This window comes from Streptomyces sp. KMM 9044, from assembly GCF_024701375.2.
GTDB lineage: Bacteria > Actinomycetota > Actinomycetes > Streptomycetales > Streptomycetaceae > Streptomyces.
Genome location: NZ_CP113910.1, coordinates 1,964,641 through 1,983,084 on the forward strand (window position 1 = coordinate 1,964,641; position 18,444 = coordinate 1,983,084).

Consider the following 18,444-nt stretch of genomic DNA (forward strand, 5'->3'; position numbering starts at 1 on the left):
ACAGGGGCTCGGCCCGCCCGTGCCCCCCGAGGAAGTGGACGGTCAGGTCGAGTGGCATGCCGCGGAAATCGTCGGGCAGGCGCTCCGGGAGGCGGGAGGCGCTCCCAGCACCTCACCCGGCCGCCCGACGCGTCGCGCCGGAGCGGCTCCGCCAAGACCACTGCCGAGGGCACGACCGGCGAATACCACGCCTCCGGCGGTCCGATCGCGACCCTCCCACAAAAGATGTTGAAACTTGAAGGGAATGACCCTACGGTAGATCCCGTCAAGTTGGTTGAACATTCAACGTGATCTCTCAGGAGGAACACCATGGGCATTTTCGGCCGCAAGGACAACGAGACCGCCACCGCAGTGAACCCGGACCTGGCCGCGCTGACCGGCGAGTACACGATCGATCCCGCGCACAGCACGCTCGGTTTCGTCGCCCGGCACGCCATGGTCACCAACGTCAAGGGCGGCTTCCAGGACTTCACCGGCACGCTGCACCTCGACGGCACCGATCCGTCCAGCTCCACGGCCACCATCGACGTGGTGATGGACAGCATCGGGACGGGCAACGCCGACCGTGACGGCCATCTGAAGAGCGCGGACTTCTTCAAGACGGACGAGTTCCCGACGATGACCTTCCGCACCACCAAGGCGGAGGCCCTCGGCGGCGAGGACTACCGCGTCACCGGTGACCTGACCATCCTGGGCACCACCCGTCCGCTCAGCATCGACCTCGAGTTCAACGGCGCCGCAAAGGACCCCTTCGGCAACGAGCGCGTCGGCTTCGAGGGCAAGGCGGAGATCCTGCGCTCCGAGTGGGGCCTGACCTGGAACGCGGCCCTGGAGACGGGCGGTGTCCTGGTCTCCGACAAGATCAAGCTGAACTTCGACATCTCGGCGATCAAGCAGGCATGAGCTTCGCCGCCCCCTCGGGGCACCCGAGTTCAGAACGGCGTCGGCCCGGAGCCTGATACGGTGCCCGGCCCGACGCCTGCCGGGCCGTGTCACCCGGCCGTGAACCCGCTCCCACCGCGAGCCGCCGAGCCCGCCGGGTGTGCGGGTGAGGCGCGGCCGCGTGCCGCCGGCCCCGGTCGGCCACGCAGCACACCCCACACCCCACACCACGGGCGTGCCCGGGCCACCCGCTCTCCCCGACCGCGCGCACGCTTCTCCCCCGTGCTTCCGCGAGCCGAGCCGGGGGTGTACCGCAGGCCTCTCGCCGAAGGCGACGCGGAGTGCCCTTCACCCGGCTCGCGGAAGCACGACACCGGTCAGGAAGAGCGCGGCCCCACGGCCACCTCCCCGCCCACGGCACCGCAATCAGCCCCACGCCGCCGTCCGGGTCAGAAACCTCCGCCGAAGTCCCCGCCGCCGAAGCCGCCGCCCCCGAAGTCACCGCCGAAGTCACCGGAGTCGAAGTCGGCGCCGGAGACGTCGCCCCCGTCGTACCCGCCGAAGTCGCCGTAGCCGTCGCCGTAGCCACCGCCGTAGGCGGGGCTCGCCATCATGCTGCCGAGCATCGTGCCGATCAGCAGACCCGGCAGCATGCCACCGCCGAAGTAGCCGCCGGCCCAGGGGCCGTAGGCCGGGCCCGCGTCCCAGTAGGGGCGGCGGCCGGAATCGGTGTCGACCTCGCGGGCCACCGGCTCCAGGCCGGCGGCCAGGCGGTCCCGGTCCGCGGTGCACACCGGGACCTCCCGCGCGGTGCCGTCCGGCGGCGTCCAGCGTGCGTCCGCGACCGACGGGCCGTGACGCGGGTCGAAGAAGCAGGGCGGACGGCGCTCCGGCAGCGGCCGGCCCTCACGGCGTGCGGCGAGCACGGCCAGCGCGAAGCGGCCGTGCTCCACGGCCTGGGTGACCGCCCGGACGTCCTCCGGCCTGCCCGCCCTGTCCATCAGTTGCTTGGAAAGCTCGTAGGAGTCCAGCGCGCGCTCGTAGTCCGCGCGCATGGCGTCGTCGGCGCCGGGCTCACCGGGGTGGAAGTCGAGCCGGTCGAGCTCCTCGCCGAACGCGGTGATGTCCTCGTCGACCACGACCCGCAGCTTCTCCAGCCCGGCCCGCTGCTCCTCCTCGTGGCGCTTGCGGTTGCGGCGGACCACGGCGTACGCGCCCGCGCCGCCCACCGCCACCACCGCGCCGACGGCGATCAGTCCGCCGACCGGCACCTCGCCGCCGCCCTCGTTCCAGGAGGCAGGTGCCGAACCGCCGATGTTGCGCAGGGCGTCGTCGACGAAGTCGTTCAGCTGGGCCTTGGCGTCGCCCGCGTCCTGCGCGGAGGTGACCAGGTTCCCCACGCCCTGACGGCTCAGCACGCTGCCGTCGGCACGCGCGTCGAACTCGTCACCGAGGCGGACGCCGTACAGACCGGTGATCCCCGTCCCGGTACGCAGGTTCTGGAAGAGGTTCTCGGTGGGGTATCCGGCCGGGAGAACCACGACGAAGACGGGTTTGTCCGCGTCCTCGATCTTGTCCGCGAGCGCCTCGGCGTCCGATTCGGACAGGATGCCGGTCGCCTCGGGGTCGACGTAGACAGGGCTCTCGCGCAGGGCCCGGGCCACGGTCGAGAGGTCGGTGGCCGCGTGCGCACCCGGCGCCCCGGCCACCAGGACCGCCAGAACGGCGGCCACCGGCACGATCAGCAGGCGTACGAGGGTACGCGTCAGCGCGTCCTTCATATGTTCGAAGCTACCCGAACCGGAAGGAAAATGGATATTCAACCCGGCAGGGTTTTCCCGTACGGCCCGCGCGACCCTCGCAGCACCGCACGCCACCACGCGGCACCGCACGCCGTCACGGGCCGTCCCTGCCGGACCGGACCCGTCGTGTCAGACCGCCGGCTCGACCCCGGCGCGCAGCAGGCCGTACGTGTACGCGTCCTCCAGGGCCTGCCAGGACGCGGCGATGACGTTGTCCGCGACGCCCACCGTCGACCACTCCCCCGCTCCGTCGGACGTGGAGATCAGGACCCGGGTGGTGGACTGGGTACCGTGCTTGCCCTCGAGGATGCGGACCTTGTAGTCGACGAGCTCCAGCTTGGCGAGCTGCGGGTAGATGCGCTCCAGGGCGACGCGCAGGGACCGGTCCAGGGCGTTGACCGGTCCGTTGCCCTCCGCGGTGGCGACGATGCGCTCGCTCTTGGCCCACAGCTTCACCGTGGCCTCGTTGGCGTGGGTGCCGTCGGGGCGGTCCTCGACGATGGCCCGCCAGGACTCGACGTCGAAGTACTTCAGCGGCCTGCCCTCGACCTCCGCGCGCAGCAGGAGCTCGAAGCTCGCGTCGGCGGCCTCGTAGGTGTAGCCCTTGAGCTCGCGTTTCTTGACCCGCTCCACGACCCGGCCGACCAGTTCGCGGTCGTCGCCGAGGTCGATGCCGAGCTCCTTGCCCTTGAGCTCGATGGAGGCGCGGCCCGCCATGTCGGACACCAGCATCCGCATGGTGTTGCCGACCTGCTCGGGGTCGATGTGCTGGTACAGGTCGGGGTCGACCTTGATCGCGGAGGCGTGCAGGCCGGCCTTGTGGGCGAAGGCGGAGACGCCCACGTAGGGCTGGTGGGTGGAGGGGGTCAGGTTGACCACCTCGGCGATGGCGTGCGAGATGCGCGTCATCTCCCTCAGCCGGCCCTCGGGCAGGACCTGCCGGTCGTACTTGAGCTCCAGCGCGGCCACCACCGGGAACAGGTTGGCGTTGCCGACGCGCTCGCCGTAGCCGTTGGCCGTGCACTGCACGTGGGTGGCGCCCGCGTCGACCGCGGCGAGGGTGTTGGCGACCGCGCAGCCGGTGTCGTCCTGGGCGTGGATGCCGAGCCGGGCGCCGGTGTCGGCGAGCACCGTGGCGACGACGGCCTGGATCCGGGCGGGGAGCATGCCGCCGTTGGTGTCGCACAGGACGACGACGTCGGCGCCGGCCTCGGCGGCGGCGCGGACGACGGACTTGGCGTACTCGGGGTTGGCGCGGTGGCCGTCGAAGAAGTGCTCGCAGTCGACGAAGACCCGGCGTCCCTCGGCCTTGAGGAAGGCCACGGTGTCGCGGACCATCGCCAGGTTCTCGTCCAGGGTGGTGCGCAGGGCGAGTTCGACATGGCGGTCGTGGGACTTGGCGACCAGCGTGATGACCTGCGCACCGGAGGCGAGGAGCGCCCTGACCTGCGGGTCCTTCTCGGCGGTGGTGCCGGCGCGGCGGGTGGCACCGAAGGCGACCAGCTCGGCGTGCCGGAAGTCGATCTCCTGCTGGGCACGGGCGAAGAACTCGGTGTCGCGCGGGTTCGCGCCGGGCCAGCCGCCTTCGATGAAACCCACGCCGAAGTCGTCCAGGTGCCGTGCGATGGCCAGCTTGTCGGCGACGGTGAGATTGATGCCCTCACGCTGGGCGCCGTCGCGCAGGGTGGTGTCGAAAACGTGGAACGAGTCGTCGGGCTCGCTGGTTGCGGTCATGGTCTGAAGGCTCCTGATGTCGGATCTCGGTCTACCGGAATGACCGGTTCCACCGCCCCCCATGGTCCCTCGCGCCCGGTCCCCGGCTTGAGGTGGGCCAGGAAACAGAAAAACCTCTCGCGGGTGCGAGAGGTCTGCGCGCGGGTCGAGGACGACGGTGTCCGCCCGTACGTTGTCGTACGTGCGGTCACTGCGGACCGGCGCGCCTGCTGCCGATAATCGTGGCGAACGAGGGCACGGAAGGAGTCTGGCACAGAGCGGTCCCGCGATCACCGTCCGTCTCAGGATACGGGCGCGGGGTGTCCGGCCTGCGGCGGCCGGGGGGGGCGGGAGCCGGGTGTCGGGGCCGGTGGGTGGGCCCGGACCGCGCACCCGCCGGCCCGCCCCGGTGCGCGGTCCGGCAGGTGCGCAGGGGCTGGCTCCGTCCTCCGCAGGTCACCCGTTCGGGAAGATCGACCGATCACAGCTGGTCAGCCACCGATCAGCGCAGCGGTCCGCGGTGCAGAACCCGCCGAAGCACGATCGCTTCAGGACCGCGATCCAGTCCGGAGGCTGTGCAAAAGAGTGACCCGCGGAGGACGGAGCTAGCCCCGTCCTCCGCAGGTCACCCGTTCGGGAAGATCAACTGATCACAGCTGGTCAGCCACCGATCAGCGCAGCGGTCCGCGGTGCAGAACCCGCCGAAGCACGATCGCTTCAGGACCGCGATCCAGTCCGGAGGCTGTGCAAAAGAGTGACCCGCGGAGGACGGAGCTAGCCCAGCGGGTGCATCCAGCCGTGCTTGTCGTCGGCCGTGCCGCGCTGGATGTCGAGCAGGGCCTGGCGCAGACGCAGGGTGACCTCGCCGGGCTCGCCGCCACTCTGCTGCCACTCGCCGCCGGCCCGCTTGACGGTGCCGACGGGTGTGATGACGGCCGCGGTGCCGCAGGCGAAGACCTCGGTGAGGGTTCCGTTCTCGGTGTCGCGCTGCCACTGCTCGACCGAGACCCGCTCCTCGACGGCCTCGTAGCCGAGGTCGCGGGCGACGCTCAGCAGCGTGTCACGGGTGACGCCCTCCAGGATGGAGCCGCTGAGCCCGGGGGTGACGATCCTGTCTCCGTAGACGAAGTACAGGTTCATGCCGCCGAGCTCCTCGACCCAGGAGTGCTCCACGGCGTCGAGGTAGCAGACCTGGTCGCAGCCTTTGGCGGCGGCCTCGGCCTGGGCGAGCAGGGAGGCCGCGTAGTTGCCGCCCGTCTTGGCGTCGCCCATGCCGCCGGGGACGGCGCGCACCCGGTCCTCGGAGACCCAGATGGAGACCGGCCGCACACCTCCGGGGAAGTAGGCACCGGCCGGGGAGGCGATCACCAGGAACAGGTACTCGTTGGCGGGTCGCACGCCCAGGCCGACCTCGGTCGCGATCATGAACGGGCGCAGGTAGAGGGATTCCTCGCCGCCGTGCGCCGGCACCCAGGCCCTGTCCTGCCCGACCAGGGCGTCGCACGCCGCGATGAACGTCTCCACCGGCAACTCGGGCATCGCGAGGCGGCGGGCGGAGCGCTGGAACCGCTCGGCGTTCTTCTCGGGACGGAAGGTGGCGACGGACCCGTCGGGCCTGCGGTAGGCCTTCAGTCCCTCGAAGATCTCCTGCGCGTAGTGCAGGACGTGGGTCGCCGGGTCGAGGGGGATCGGCGCGTACGGGACGAGCTGTCCGTCGTGCCAGCCCTGGCCCTCGGTCCACTTGATCGTCACCATGTGATCGGTGAAGTGGCGGCCGAACCCCGGGTCCGCGAGGATCGCCTCCCGCTCGGCGTCCGAGAGGGGGTGGGCGGAGGGCTTGAGCTCGATCGTGGGCGTGGTCATGAGTGGGTGTCCTTCACCGGTTGTAGTGACGGGCCGCGCTCACGCCCGTACGGCCGGTGGCCAGTGATAGGACGTCCGAGCATTCCCTCAATCCGCGGCTCCGCGTTCGATTATCGCCCGGGGGCGGCGGAGGAGGAAACACGGGGTAGATGCGGCCCGGTGGTCGATGGTGACACCCGGCGGGGACATGCGGAAGCCGCCGGGCGGTCGCGGCCGGCGGCTTCGAGCGGTGTCGAGTGTGCGCGCCAGGTCAGCCGGCTACGCGTACGGCGAGCGCGTCGCCGATCTCGGAGGTGCTGCGTGCGGGCAGGCCGCCGCGCTCCGCGAGGTCGGCGGAGACGGCGTCCTCGATACGGGCGGCCTCGGCGTCGTGGCCGAGGTGGCGCAGGAGGAGGGCGACGGACAGGACCGTGGCGCTGGGGTCGGCCTTGCCCTGGCCCGCGATGTCCGGTGCCGAGCCGTGCACGGGCTCGAACATGGACGGGAACACGCCGGACGGGTTGATGTTCGCGCTGGCGGCGACGCCGATGCCGCCGGAGACGGCCGCGGCGAGGTCGGTGATGATGTCGCCGAAGAGGTTGTCGGTGACGATCACGTCGAAGCGCCCGGGCTGGGTGACGAGGTAGATCGTCGCGGCGTCGACGTGGATGTAGTCGGTGGTGACCTCGGGGTACTCCTCGGCCACCTTGTTGAAGACGTTCGTCCACAGGTGGCCGGCGAAGGTCAGCACGTTGTTCTTGTGGACCAGCGTGAGCTTCTTGCGGGGGCGGGCCCGGGCCCGGGCGAAGGCGTCGCGGACGACGCGCTCGACGCCGAAGGCCGTGTTCACGGAGACCTCGGTGGCGACCTCGTGTTCGGTGCCCTTGCGGATGGTGCCGCCGTTGCCGGTGTAAGGACCCTCGGTGCCCTCGCGGACGACGACGAAGTCGATCTCCGGCTGCCCCGCGAGCGGTGTGGCCACGCCCGGCAGGAGCTTCGACGGCCGCAGGTTCACATGGTGGTCGAAGGCGAAGCGGAGCTTCAGCAGGAAGCCCCGCTCCAGGACGCCGGAGGGGACGCTCGGGTCGCCGATGGCGCCGAGCAGGATGGCGTCGTGCCGCTTCAGCGCGTCGAGGTCGGCGTCGGTGAGGGTCTCACCGGTGGCGTGATAGCGCTGGGCGCCGAAGTCGTACTCCTTGGTCTCCAGCTTCACGTCCTGCGGGAGGACGGCGGAGAGCACCTTCAGGCCCTCGGCCACCACTTCCTGGCCGATGCCGTCACCGGGGATCACTGCGAGATTGATGCTGCGAGACATGCGGGCACCCTACTCCTCGTCCCATTTCCTGACACGAGCCGTCCGGGATGCGGACAGCCACGGGAGAGGAAGCCGCGGTACGGTACGGCCCGGCGCGGCTCAGTGGCCGGTCGAGCCGCCGTTGTCGCGGCGGTCGAGGGCGCGCTGGAGGGCTGCGGCGGCGTTCTTGCGGTCCGACTCGCTCGTGGGGGCGGCGTGGCGGACGCGGCGGCGGGCAGTGGTCTCGGCCATGGGGAATCGACTCCTTCGGCAAGCCGGGAATGCGCGGAAGCACGGTGGGGAAAACGCGTCACCGGAGGGGGCGGGGAGCGGGGGCCGCAGGGGTCGCCTGCACGGGGCCCGGCTCACTACCGCCGTTCGCTTGATCGAGCGAGACGTTCGGCTCCTACAAAAATAAGGGGGCGTGGCGCATCTGTCTGCACACATACTCGGACTTCCTACTATCTGAGACGGCGCACGCTGCCACACCGCGGTGACCTGCGAAAACATCGGGCGGGCCAGGTCTGCAGACCTGGCCCGCCCGACGGGCTGCGGCAGCGGTCCGGGGGCGTCCCGGTGCCGGGGGTGTCAGCCCATGTGCGGGTACGCGTAGTCGGTCGGCGGTACCAGCGTCTCCTTGATGGCGCGGGTCAGCGTCCAGCGCATCAGGTTCTGCGGGGCGCCGGCCTTGTCGTTGGTGCCGGAGGCGCGGCCGCCGCCGAAGGGCTGCTGGCCGACGACGGCGCCGGTCGACTTGTCGTTGATGTAGAAGTTGCCCGCCGCGTAGCGCAGCTTCTCCATCGTGTACGCCGCCGCCGCGCGGTCGCCCGAGACGACCGAGCCGGTCAGCGCGTAGTCGGACACCGACTCCATCTGGGTCAGCATCTCGTCGTACGCGTCGGCCGCGCTGTCGTCGTACACGTGGACGGCGAGGAACGGGCCGAAGTACTCGGTGCGGAAGACCTCGTTCTCCGGGTCGGAGCACTCGACGACGGTCGGGCGGACGAAGTAGCCGACCGAGTCGTCGTAGGAACCGCCCGCGACGATGGTGCAGGACGGGTCCTCCTGGGCCCGGTCGATGGCGGCCTTGTTCTTGGCGAAGGACCGCTCGTCGATGACGGCGCCGACGAAGTTCGACAGGTCGGTGACGTCACCCATGGTGAGGTAGTCGACCTCGGCGGCGAACTCCTCCTTGAAGCCGTCGTTCCAGATCGACGCCGGGAGGTACGCGCGCGAGGTGGCGGAGCACTTCTGGCCCTGGTACTCGAAGGCACCGCGGGTCAGGGCGGTCTTGAGCACGGCCCGGTCGGCGCTCGGGTGGGCGACCAGGAAGTCCTTGCCTCCGGTCTCGCCGACCAGGCGCGGGTAGGTGCGGTACTTCTCGATGTTGTTGCCGACCGTCTTCCACAGGTGCTGGAAGGTCTTGGTCGAGCCGGTGAAGTGGATGCCCGCGAGGTCACGGTGCTCGAGGGCGACCTTGGACACCTCGATGCCGTCACCGGTGACGAGGTTGATGACGCCCTTGGGCAGCCCGGCCTCCTCCAGCAGCCGCATCAGCAGCACGGCGGCGTGGGTCTGGGTCGGGGACGGCTTCCACAGCACGACGTTGCCCATCAGCGCGGGTGCGGTGGGCAGGTTGGCGGCGATGGCGCTGAAGTTGAACGGCGTGATCGCGTAGACGAAGCCCTCCAGCGGGCGGTGGTCCATGCGGTTCCACACGCCCGGCGAGTTGGCCGGCGGCTGCTCGGCGAGGATGCCGCGCGCGTAGTGGACGTTGAACCGCCAGAAGTCGATCAGCTCGCAGGGGCTGTCGATCTCGGCCTGCTGCGCGGTCTTGGACTGGCCGAGCATGGTGGAGGCGGCGATGGTCTCGCGCCAGGGACCGGACAGCAGTTCGGCGGCGCGCAGGATGATCGCGGCACGGTCGTCGAAGGACATCGCGCGCCAGGCCGGGGCGGCGGCCAGGGCGGCGTCGATCGCGTCCCGGGCGTCCTGCTGGGTGGCGTTGGCATAGGTGCCCAGGCGCGCCGTGTGGTTGTGCGGCTGCACGACGTCGAACCGCTCGCCGCCGCCCATCCGCTTCTCGCCGCCGATGGTGCAGGGCAGGTCGACGGGGTTGTCGGCCAGTTCCTTGAGCTTGGTCTCCAGCCGGGCGCGTTCGGGCGAGCCGGGGGCGTAACCGTGCACCGGCTCGTTGACGGGCGTGGGGACCTGGGTCACAGCGTCCATGAGTTCCGTACTCCTTGAGTTGAGCTGCGGGTGCTTGAGCGGTGGTGCTCGGGCTCAGCCCTTGCTGACCATCGAGCGCAGGAAGAAGCGCAGGTTCGCCGGCTTCTCCGCCAGGCGGCGCATGAAGTAGCCGTACCAGTCGGTGCCGTAGGCCGTGTAGACGCGCATGCGGTGGCCTTCGGCGACCAGCCTCAGGTGCTCCTCGCCGCGGATGCCGTAGAGCATCTGGAACTCGTACTCGTCGAGCTTGCGGCCGGCGGTGCGGGCCAGTTCCTGGGTGATGGAGATCAGGCGCGGGTCGTGGGACCCGATCATCGGGTAGCCCTCGCCCTCCATCAGCGTCCGCAGGATGCGCACGTACGCCTTGTCGATCGCGTGCTTGTGCTGGTGGGCGACCTCTGCGGGCTCCTTGTAGGCGCCCTTCACCAACCGTACTCGACTGCCGTTCGCGGCGAGGCGGCGCGCGTCCTCCTCCGTGCGGAAGAGGTAGGCCTGGATGACGCAGCCGGTCTGTGGGAAGTTCCCGCGCAGCTCGTCGTGGATGGCGAACATCGAGTCGAGGGTGGTGTGGTCCTCGGCGTCGAGGGTGACCGTGGTGCCGGTCGCGGCGGCGGCCTCGACGACCGGCCGGACGTTGGCGAGCGCGAGTTCGTGGCCGCCGGGGAGTGCCTGGCCGAACATCGACAGCTTCACCGACATCTCGGCGCGGGTGCCGAGCTCCAGCGGGCCGAGCCGGCCGATGAGCTCCAGGTAGGCGTCGCGCGCGGCGGCGGCCTGCTCGGGAGTGGTGATGTCCTCGCCGACGACGTCCATCGTCAGCTCCAGGCCGTTGCCGGTGAGCTCCTCGATGACGGGCAGGATCTCGTCCACGGTCTCACCGGGGATGAAACGGTCGACGACCTGCTTGGTCACCGGGGCCGCCGAGACGAGGCGACGCATCCGGTCGCTGCGCGAGGCGGCGAGAATCACGGGACCCAGCACGGGGCACCTCCACAAGCTGTGAAATGGCCGTGACCCGGTACTTCGGGTACGGCACGGAGAACCACCGTGAAACCTAGGGATCCATCCGATCGTGGGCCATCGACAGCTGTCACGCATCCGTACCACCGATCTCAGACAGATGTATGAAGGCGGTGCGGTCCTACGGGACAATGCCGGGGTGACGTCGGAACACAGGGATGACTACCAGGAGCTGGTGGACGAGATCTCGGAGCTGCTCGGGGCTCCGGCGACCCTGGAGAACCGTGACTTCGAGCTGCTCGCCTTCGGCGCGTACGACAGCGAGGGCGAGCTCGATCCGTCCGTCCTCGACCCGGTGCGCACCCGTTCGCTCCTCACCCGCCGTTCGACGGCCGCCGTCCGGTCCTGGTTCGAGGCGTTCGGCATCACCCGCGCGACGGGCCCGGTCCGTATCCCGCGCACTCCGGAGGCGGGTGTGCACCGGGGCCGGGTCTGTCTTCCGGTACGTCATCGGGGCGTCGTCCTCGGCTATGTCTGGCTGCTCGACTACGACCCGGGCCCCTCCGAGGAGCAGCTGGGCGCGGCGATGGGGGTGACAGCCCGGATCGGGGCGCTGCTCGCCGACGAGGCGCAGCACGGTGCCGACCTGACCCGCGAGCTGCGGGCGGTGCTCGGCGCGGAGCGTGACGGGCAGCGTGACCTCGCGGTCGCCGAGCTCCGCTCCGCCCTGGGAGGCCGCGCCGACGGTTCGTACACGCTGGTGTGCGTGGCCCCGTGGCCCTCCGCCGGCCCCGAGGACGCCCCGTCGGTGCGTACGGTGCCGGGTGCCACCGCCCTGTGCACCCTGCCGTGGGGGGCCTCGGACGTGTCGCTGGCCCTGCTGCTGCGGCTGCGCGCCCCGGACGTGCTGACCCCGGCGACGACGGCCGCCGGCCGGCTGCTCGAGCGAACCCGCGCGAGCGGCCCCGGGCACCGGCCCGCCGCGCCAGGGACGACCGCCTCGGCCGCCGGGATCGCCACGCCCCGCTCCGGCCTCGTCGGACTGTCCACCGCCTGGGGCGAGGCGTCGGCGGCGGCCCGCGCCGCCCTGGCCGAGCCCCGCCTGGGCCCGGTCGCCCGCTGGTCGTCGATCGGCCCCTACCGGCTCCTGACCGCGCTGCCCCGCCCGGCCGCCCCCGACCCCGCCGTCGGCCCCCTGCTCCTCCCGGTGCACCGGGAACTCGCCCGTACCGCCGAGACCTACCTCGACCAGGCGGGCCAGGCCGGCCGCACGGCCGCCGAGCTGGGCATCCACCGTCAGACTCTGTATTACCGCCTGTCCCGGATCGAACAGGTCACGGGCCTGGACCTGGACGACGGCGAGGACCGGCTGCTGCTGCACATGGCGTTGAAGGCGCACCGCCTGTGACGACCGGCAGGCGCGTCAGCGCCGTCCGGCGGCCTCGATCACCCGGCGCAGGCCCTCGGTGAGCCGGTCGGCGTCGGGCGCGTTCTGCCGGTCGAACGACCAGGGGTCGTCACCATGGTGGTGTCCCAGATCACGGATCTCGCGCTGGGCACCGCCCCGGTGGAGCGGGCGGGTTCGGCCTCCTCCCTGAGGGAGACGGGGGCGGAGTTCGGCGGCGCGCTGGGCATGGCGGCCCTCGGCTCCATCGGTACCGCCGTCTACCGCCACGACGTCCCGAAGACGGCCCCGGCTGCGGCCCGCGAGAGGCTGGGCGGCGCGCTGGCCGCGGCCGGACGGCTGCCGGGGCGCGCGGGGGACGGCCCGGGAGGCGTTCGTCCAGGGGATGCAGACGGCGGCGATCGCGGCGGCGGGCATCCCTGCAGCGAGGGCGGTGCCGGCGGCCGTGACGCCGCGGAAAGTCCCCGTGCGGGAGGAGGCGGCCACGGAGAAGGTCGAGAAAGCGGCCGTTTGGAGCCGGTCCGGCGGCGGCGATGAGCCCTCCCGCTCGGGCGCAGTGAAGCGTGGGGGATCGGCGGCCGAAGACAACGCCGCCGGACGCGCCCCTGCGCGCAGGGCTGAGGCGCGTGCGTGCCGGGCGTCGCCCGGTGGGGGCGGGGAGGTCTCGGACAGTCCCGGGGGCCGACGCGAAAGGCGCCGGGCGGCCGCACCGGCTGTGCGGTCGCCCGGCGCCTTCGGACCGGACGGGGGCCCGGGAGCGGAGCTCCCGGGGACGGTGGTCTCAGACCAGTTCCACCGAGCGGGCCGACGTGGCGCCGATCTCCGCCGCGAGCTCGGCCAGGACCGCGGAGGGCACCGTGTCGTCGACGGTCAGGACGGCGAGGGCCTCGCCGCCGGCCGCGGCGCGCGCGACCTGCATGCCGGCGATGTTGATGCCGGCCTCGCCGAAGACCCGGCCCACGGTGCCGACGACACCGGGGCGGTCCTCGTAGCGCAGCACGGCCATGTGGTCCGCGAGCGCGAGGTCCACGTCGTACTCGCCGACCGCGACGATCTTCTGCACGTTCTTGTGACCGGCCAGTGTGCCGGAGACCGCGATCTCCTCGCCGTCGGCCAGGGTGCCGCGCACCGTGACGACGTTGCGGTGGTCGGCGGACTCGGAGCTGGTGGTCAGCCGGACCTCGACACCCCGCTCCTGGGCGAACAGCGGCGCGTTCACGTAGGACACCGTCTCGTCGACGACGTCCTCGAAGACGCCCTTCAGCGCGGAGAGTTCGAGCACCTTCACGTCGTGCTGGGTGATCTCGCCGTACACCTCGACGTCGAGGCGGACGGCGACCTCGCCGGCCAGCGCCGTGAAGATCCGGCCGAGGCGCTCCGCGAGCGGCAGGCCCGGCTTGACGTCCTCGGCGATGACGCCGCCCTGTACGTTCACCGCGTCCGGGACCAGCTCGCCGGCGAGCGCGAGGCGCACCGAGCGGGCGACGGCGATACCGGCCTTCTCCTGGGCCTCGTCGGTGGACGCGCCGAGGTGCGGGGTGCAGACGACCTGGTCGAACTCGAAGAGCGGGGAGTCCGTGCAGGGCTCCTTCGCGTACACGTCCAGGCCGGCGCCGGCGACGCGGCCCTCCTTGAGCGCCGCGTACAGCGCCTCCTCGTCGACGATGCCGCCGCGCGCGGCGTTGATGACGCGCACGCTCGGCTTGACCTTGCGCAGCGCCTCGTCGCCGATCAGACCGAGCGTCTCGGGGGTCTTGGGCAGGTGGACGGTGATGAAGTCGGAGACCTCGAGCAGCTCGTCCAGCGACAGCACCTTGACGCCCATCTGCGCGGCCCGTGCGGGCTGCACGTAGGGGTCGTAGGCGACGACCTTCATGCCGAAGGCGGACATGCGCTGCGCGACGAGGGCGCCGATCCGCCCCAGACCCACGACTCCGAGGGTCTTCTCGGCGAGCTCGACGCCCGTGTACTTGCTGCGCTTCCACTCGTGGTTCTTCAGCGCGGCGTTGGCCTGCGGGATGTTGCGCGCGGTGGCGATGATCAGACCGCACGCGAGTTCCGCGGCGGTCACGATGTTCGAGGTGGGCGCGTTGACCACCATCACGCCGGCCTTGGTGGCGGCGGAGACGTCGACGTTGTCCAGGCCGACGCCGGCCCGCGCGACGACCTTGAGCTTCTTCGCGGCGGCGATGGCCTCGGCGTCGACCTTGGTGGCCGAGCGGATCAGGATCGCGTCCACGCCGGCGATGGCCGGCAGCAGTTCGGCGCGGTCCGCTCCGTTGCAGTGGCGGATCTCGAAGTCCGGGCCGAGCGCGTCCACGGTCGCGGGCGACAGTTCTTCGGCGATGAGTACGACAGGTTTCGAGCTCACGTGAGTCCTCACATGTCCAATGCGGACGGCCGTCCCGACGGCCGCATGCGGTGAAGAAGTGCTAGCCGCGTGGAAGACGCACGACGCTGTGGGCCTGACGCGTATGTAGTGCAGCAGTCTAGTGGCGCCGAGGGCGTCGCCTTACGGCGCTTCGGAAGGATCACCCGTCCGTGACAGGACGGGACGGACAACGCCGTACCACCGACGTTACCCCGGGTTCGGCCGGGGGCCGGAGCACGTCGCTCCGGCCCCCGGCCGTGCGGCTCACGCCTCTTCGTCGACCCAGCTCATGAGCTTGCGCAGCTCCTTGCCGGTGGTCTCCAGCAGGTGCTCGCCGTCCTGCTTCTTGTACTCGTTGTACTTCTTCAGACCGCCGTGGTACTCGTCCATCCACTGCTGCGCGAAGGTGCCGTCCTGGATCTCGGCGAGGACCTTCTTCATCTCGGCCTTGGTGGCGTCGGTGATGATCCGCGGGCCGGTGACGTAGTCGCCCCACTCGGCGGTCTCGGAGATCGACCAGCGCATCTTCTCCAGGCCGCCCTCGTACATGAGGTCGACGATCAGCTTCAGCTCGTGCAGGCACTCGAAGTAGGCGATCTCCGGCTGGTAGCCGGCCTCGGTCAGGGTCTCGAAGCCCGCCTTGACCAGCGCCGCGGTGCCACCGCACAGGACGGCCTGCTCACCGAACAGGTCGGTCTCGGTCTCCTCGGTGAAGGTCGTCTTGATGACGCCGGCGCGGGTGCCGCCGATCCCCTTCGCGTACGACAGAGCCAGCTCGAAGCCGCCTCCCGTGGCGTCCTGCTCGACGGCGGCGATGCAGGGAACGCCGCGGCCCTCCTCGTACTGACGGCGCACCAGGTGGCCCGGACCCTTCGGGGCGACCATGCAGACGTCCACGCCGGCCGGGGGCTTGATGAAGCCGTAGCGGATGTTCAGGCCGTGGCCGAAGAACAGGGCGTCGCCGTCCTTCAGGTTGTCCTTGATGTGCTCCTCGTAGACCTGGGCCTGGATCGGGTCCGGGACGAGGATCATGATGACGTCGGCCTCGGCGGCGGCCTCGGACGGGCTCACCACGCGCAGGCCCTGCTCCTCGGCCTTGGCCTGGGACTTCGAGCCCTCGTGCAGACCGACGCGCACGTCGACGCCGGAGTCGCGCAGCGACAGGGCATGGGCGTGGCCCTGGCTGCCGTAACCGATGACCGCGACCTTACGGCCCTGGATGATGGACAGGTCGGCGTCGGCGTCGTAGAACAGCTCGGCCACTTTGGGTTCTCTCCTTGTGTGCGGGTGTCGCGTCCCACCGTATGACGGTGAGGGGAGGGGAAGGTTCGGAGTCTCGGAATACGGGCGGCCGGAGTGTCGCCGACCGCCCGTTTCCGTCTTATGCCGACCGGTCGAGCGCGCGCAGTGATCGGTCGGTGATCGAACGGGCACCGCGTCCGATCGCGATCGTGCCGGACTGGACCAGTTCCTTGATGCCGAACGGTTCCAGCATCTTCAGCATGGCGGACAGCTTGTCGCTGCTGCCGGTGGCCTCGATGGTCACGGCCTCCGGGGAGACGTCCACGGTCTTGGCCCGGAAGAGCTGGACGATCTCGACGATCTGGGAACGCGTCTCGTTGTCGGCGCGCACCTTCACCAGGACGAGTTCGCGCTGAACGGCCTGCCCGGGTTCGAGCTCGACGATCTTCAGCACGTTGACGAGCTTGTTGAGCTGCTTGGTCACCTGCTCCAGCGGGAACTCGTCGACGCTCACCACGATGGTGATGCGGGAGATGTCGGGGTGCTCGGTGACGCCGACCGCGAGCGAGTCGATGTTGAAACCGCGGCGGGAGAACAGGGCGGCGATCCGGGCCAGGATGCCGGGGGTGTTCTCCACCAGCACGGAGAGCGTGTGCTTGGACATGTCGTGTTTCCTCTTCGCTCTTCCTGGCTCAGTCGTCTTCGTTGTCGCCGAAGTCGGGACGGACGTCGCGGGCCGCCATGATCTCGTCGTTGGAGGTGCCGGCGGCGACCATCGGCCACACCATGGCGTCCTGGTGGACGATGAAGTCCACGACGACCGGGCGGTCGTTGATGGAGTTCGCCTCCTCGATGACCTTGTCGAGGTCCGCCGGGTCCTCGCAGCGGATCGCGTAGCAGCCCATGGCCTCCGACAGCTTGACGAAGTCGGGGACGCGGGTGCCGGCGCTCCGCTCGGTGTCGGGGCCCACCGCCGAGCCGCTGCCCAGGTCGGTGGGGGCGCGGCCCGCCTCGATGGGGCCGGAGTGCAGCACGGTGTTGGAGTAGCGCTGGTTGTAGAACAGGGTCTGCCACTGGCGGACCATCCCGAGGGCGCCGTTGTTGATGATGGCGACCTTGATCGGGATGTTGTTCAGGGCACAGGTGGTGAGTTCCTGGTTGGTCATCTGGAAGCAGCCGTCGCCGTCGATCGCCCAGACGGCCCGGCCGGGCTGTCCGGCCTTGGCGCCCATGGCCGCCGGGACGGCGTAGCCCATGGTTCCGGCGCCGCCGGAGTTCAGCCAGGTGGCGGGCTTCTCGTACTGGATGAAGTGGGCCGCCCACATCTGGTGCTGGCCGACACCGGCGGCGAAGATCGTGCCCTCGGGCGCCAGCTGTCCGACGCGCTCGATGACCTGCTGCGGGGAGAGCGAACCGTCCTCGGGCTGGTCGTAGCCCAGGGGGTAGGTGTCCCGCCAGCGGTTCAGGTCCTTCCACCAGGCGGTGTGGTCGCCGCGGCGGCCCTCGGCGTGCTCCTTCTGGACGGCCAGGACGAGGTCGGCGAGGACTTCGCGGGCGTCGCCGACGATCGGCACGTCGGCGGCCCGGTTCTTGCCGATCTCGGCCGGGTCGATGTCGGCGTGGACGATCTTGGCGTACGGGGCGAAGCTGTCCAGCCTGCCGGTGACACGGTCGTCGAAGCGGGCCCCGAGGGCGACGATCAGGTCGGCCTTCTGCAGCGCGGTGACGGCGGTGACCGCACCGTGCATGCCCGGCATTCCCACGTGCAGCGGGTGGCTGTCGGGGAATGCGCCGAGCCCCATCAGGGTGGTGGTGACGGGCGCTCCGGTGAGTTCCGCAAGGAGCTTCAGCTCGGCCGTGGCCCTGGCCTTCATGACGCCGCCGCCGACGTAGAGGACCGGCCGCTTCGCCGAGGTGATGAGCTTGGCGGCCTCGCGGATCTGCTTGGCGTGCGGCTTGGTGACGGGCCGGTAGCCGGGCAGGTCCATGGTGGGCGGCCAGGAGAAGGTGGTCCGCGCCTGGAGGGCGTCCTTGGCGATGTCCACGAGCACCGGGCCGGGGCGGCCGGTGGCGGCGATGTGGAAGGCCTCGGCGATCACCCGCGGGATGTCCTCGGCCCTGGTGACCAGGAAGTTGTGCTTGGTGATCGGCATGGTGATGCCGACGATGTCCGCCTCCTGGAAGGCGTCCGTGCCGATCGCCTTGGAGGCGACCTGGCCGGTGATCGCGACCAGCGGCACGGAGTCCATGTGCGCGTCGGCGATCGGGGTGACCAGGTTGGTGGCGCCGGGACCCGAGGTCGCCATGCAGACGCCGACCTTGCCGGTGGCCTGCGCGTAGCCGGTGGCCGCGTGGCCCGCGCCCTGCTCGTGCCGGACCAGGACGTGGCGCACCCGGGTGGAGTCCATCAGCGGATCGTAGGCGGGAAGGATCGCACCGCCGGGAATGCCGAATACCGTGTCGGCGCCGACCTCCTCGAGCGAGCGGATGAGGGACTGCGCGCCCGTGACGCTCTCGGGGGCGGACTGCTGTCCTCCGGATCGGGGCCGCGGCTGCGGGTGGGCCCCGGTGGCCTGCTCGGTCATCGGCTTCTCTTCTCGATGCTGAGGGTTTTCGCGAGGTTCGCGCGGTGTGCGTGGACGGTGCGACAGGTACGGGTGCAACAAAAAACCCCTCGTGCCATGAGGCAAGCGAGGGGAGCGCG

Annotated in this window: 13 protein-coding genes and 1 pseudogene; 3 read left to right on the forward strand and 11 right to left on the reverse strand. The window is 70.8% G+C overall.

The window, feature by feature from the left end; translation table 11 throughout:
* Positions 1–309: 309 nt before the first annotated feature.
* Positions 310–903, forward strand: a complete 594-nt coding sequence (locus tag HUV60_RS08820) for a YceI family protein (RefSeq protein ID WP_257847943.1) — start codon at positions 310–312, stop codon at positions 901–903.
* Between the two features lie 428 nt (positions 904–1,331).
* Here HUV60_RS08820 and HUV60_RS08825 read toward each other — a convergent pair whose 3' ends face one another.
* The 7 genes from HUV60_RS08825 to HUV60_RS08855 all read right to left on the reverse strand — a co-directional run bounded on the left by HUV60_RS08825 (position 1,332) and on the right by HUV60_RS08855 (position 10,743).
* Positions 1,332–2,663, reverse strand: coding sequence for a hypothetical protein (locus HUV60_RS08825; RefSeq protein WP_257847942.1), 1,332 nt, complete (start codon positions 2,661–2,663; stop codon positions 1,332–1,334).
* A gap of 150 nt (positions 2,664–2,813) precedes the next feature.
* The gene (gene cimA, locus HUV60_RS08830; protein ID WP_257847941.1) at positions 2,814–4,418 is read right to left on the reverse strand and encodes a citramalate synthase; all 1,605 of its coding nucleotides are present in this window, start codon (positions 4,416–4,418) and stop codon (positions 2,814–2,816) included.
* Positions 4,419–5,171: 753 nt separating this feature from the next.
* Positions 5,172–6,260, reverse strand: a complete 1,089-nt coding sequence (locus HUV60_RS08835) for a branched-chain amino acid aminotransferase (protein ID WP_257847940.1) — start codon at positions 6,258–6,260, stop codon at positions 5,172–5,174.
* 250 nt (positions 6,261–6,510) lie between these two features.
* Positions 6,511–7,554 carry a 3-isopropylmalate dehydrogenase gene (locus HUV60_RS08840; protein ID WP_257847939.1) on the reverse strand — a complete coding sequence of 348 codons (1,044 nt, stop codon included), beginning with the start codon at positions 7,552–7,554 and terminating at the stop codon, positions 6,511–6,513.
* A gap of 99 nt (positions 7,555–7,653) precedes the next feature.
* Complete coding sequence (locus tag HUV60_RS08845; protein ID WP_257847938.1) at positions 7,654–7,785, reverse strand: hypothetical protein; 132 nt, start codon at positions 7,783–7,785, stop codon at positions 7,654–7,656.
* A 336-nt stretch (positions 7,786–8,121) separates the two neighbouring features.
* Positions 8,122–9,762 carry an L-glutamate gamma-semialdehyde dehydrogenase gene (gene pruA / locus HUV60_RS08850; protein WP_257847937.1) on the reverse strand — a complete coding sequence of 547 codons (1,641 nt, stop codon included), beginning with the start codon at positions 9,760–9,762 and terminating at the stop codon, positions 8,122–8,124.
* A gap of 54 nt (positions 9,763–9,816) precedes the next feature.
* Positions 9,817–10,743, reverse strand: coding sequence for a proline dehydrogenase family protein (locus HUV60_RS08855; protein ID WP_257847936.1), 927 nt, complete (start codon positions 10,741–10,743; stop codon positions 9,817–9,819).
* 139 nt (positions 10,744–10,882) lie between these two features.
* Between HUV60_RS08855 and HUV60_RS08860 the strand changes: the two genes are divergently transcribed.
* Positions 10,883–12,130 carry a PucR family transcriptional regulator gene (locus HUV60_RS08860; protein WP_257847935.1) on the forward strand — a complete coding sequence of 416 codons (1,248 nt, stop codon included), beginning with the start codon at positions 10,883–10,885 and terminating at the stop codon, positions 12,128–12,130.
* A gap of 108 nt (positions 12,131–12,238) precedes the next feature.
* Positions 12,239–12,629: pseudogene (locus tag HUV60_RS08865) on the forward strand (MFS transporter); the annotation flags it as partial.
* 279 nt (positions 12,630–12,908) lie between these two features.
* Here the strand turns inward: HUV60_RS08865 and serA are convergent.
* The 4 genes from serA to HUV60_RS08885 all read right to left on the reverse strand — a co-directional run bounded on the left by serA (position 12,909) and on the right by HUV60_RS08885 (position 18,325).
* Complete coding sequence (gene serA / locus HUV60_RS08870) at positions 12,909–14,498, reverse strand: phosphoglycerate dehydrogenase (protein WP_257847934.1); 1,590 nt, start codon at positions 14,496–14,498, stop codon at positions 12,909–12,911.
* Positions 14,499–14,762: 264 nt separating this feature from the next.
* Positions 14,763–15,761, reverse strand: a complete 999-nt coding sequence (ilvC, locus tag HUV60_RS08875; RefSeq protein ID WP_257847933.1) for a ketol-acid reductoisomerase — start codon at positions 15,759–15,761, stop codon at positions 14,763–14,765.
* 118 nt (positions 15,762–15,879) lie between these two features.
* The gene (gene ilvN, locus HUV60_RS08880) at positions 15,880–16,404 is read right to left on the reverse strand and encodes an acetolactate synthase small subunit (RefSeq protein ID WP_042167943.1); all 525 of its coding nucleotides are present in this window, start codon (positions 16,402–16,404) and stop codon (positions 15,880–15,882) included.
* Positions 16,405–16,432: 28 nt separating this feature from the next.
* Positions 16,433–18,325, reverse strand: coding sequence for an acetolactate synthase large subunit (locus HUV60_RS08885; RefSeq protein ID WP_257847932.1), 1,893 nt, complete (start codon positions 18,323–18,325; stop codon positions 16,433–16,435).
* Positions 18,326–18,444 lie beyond the last annotated feature (119 nt).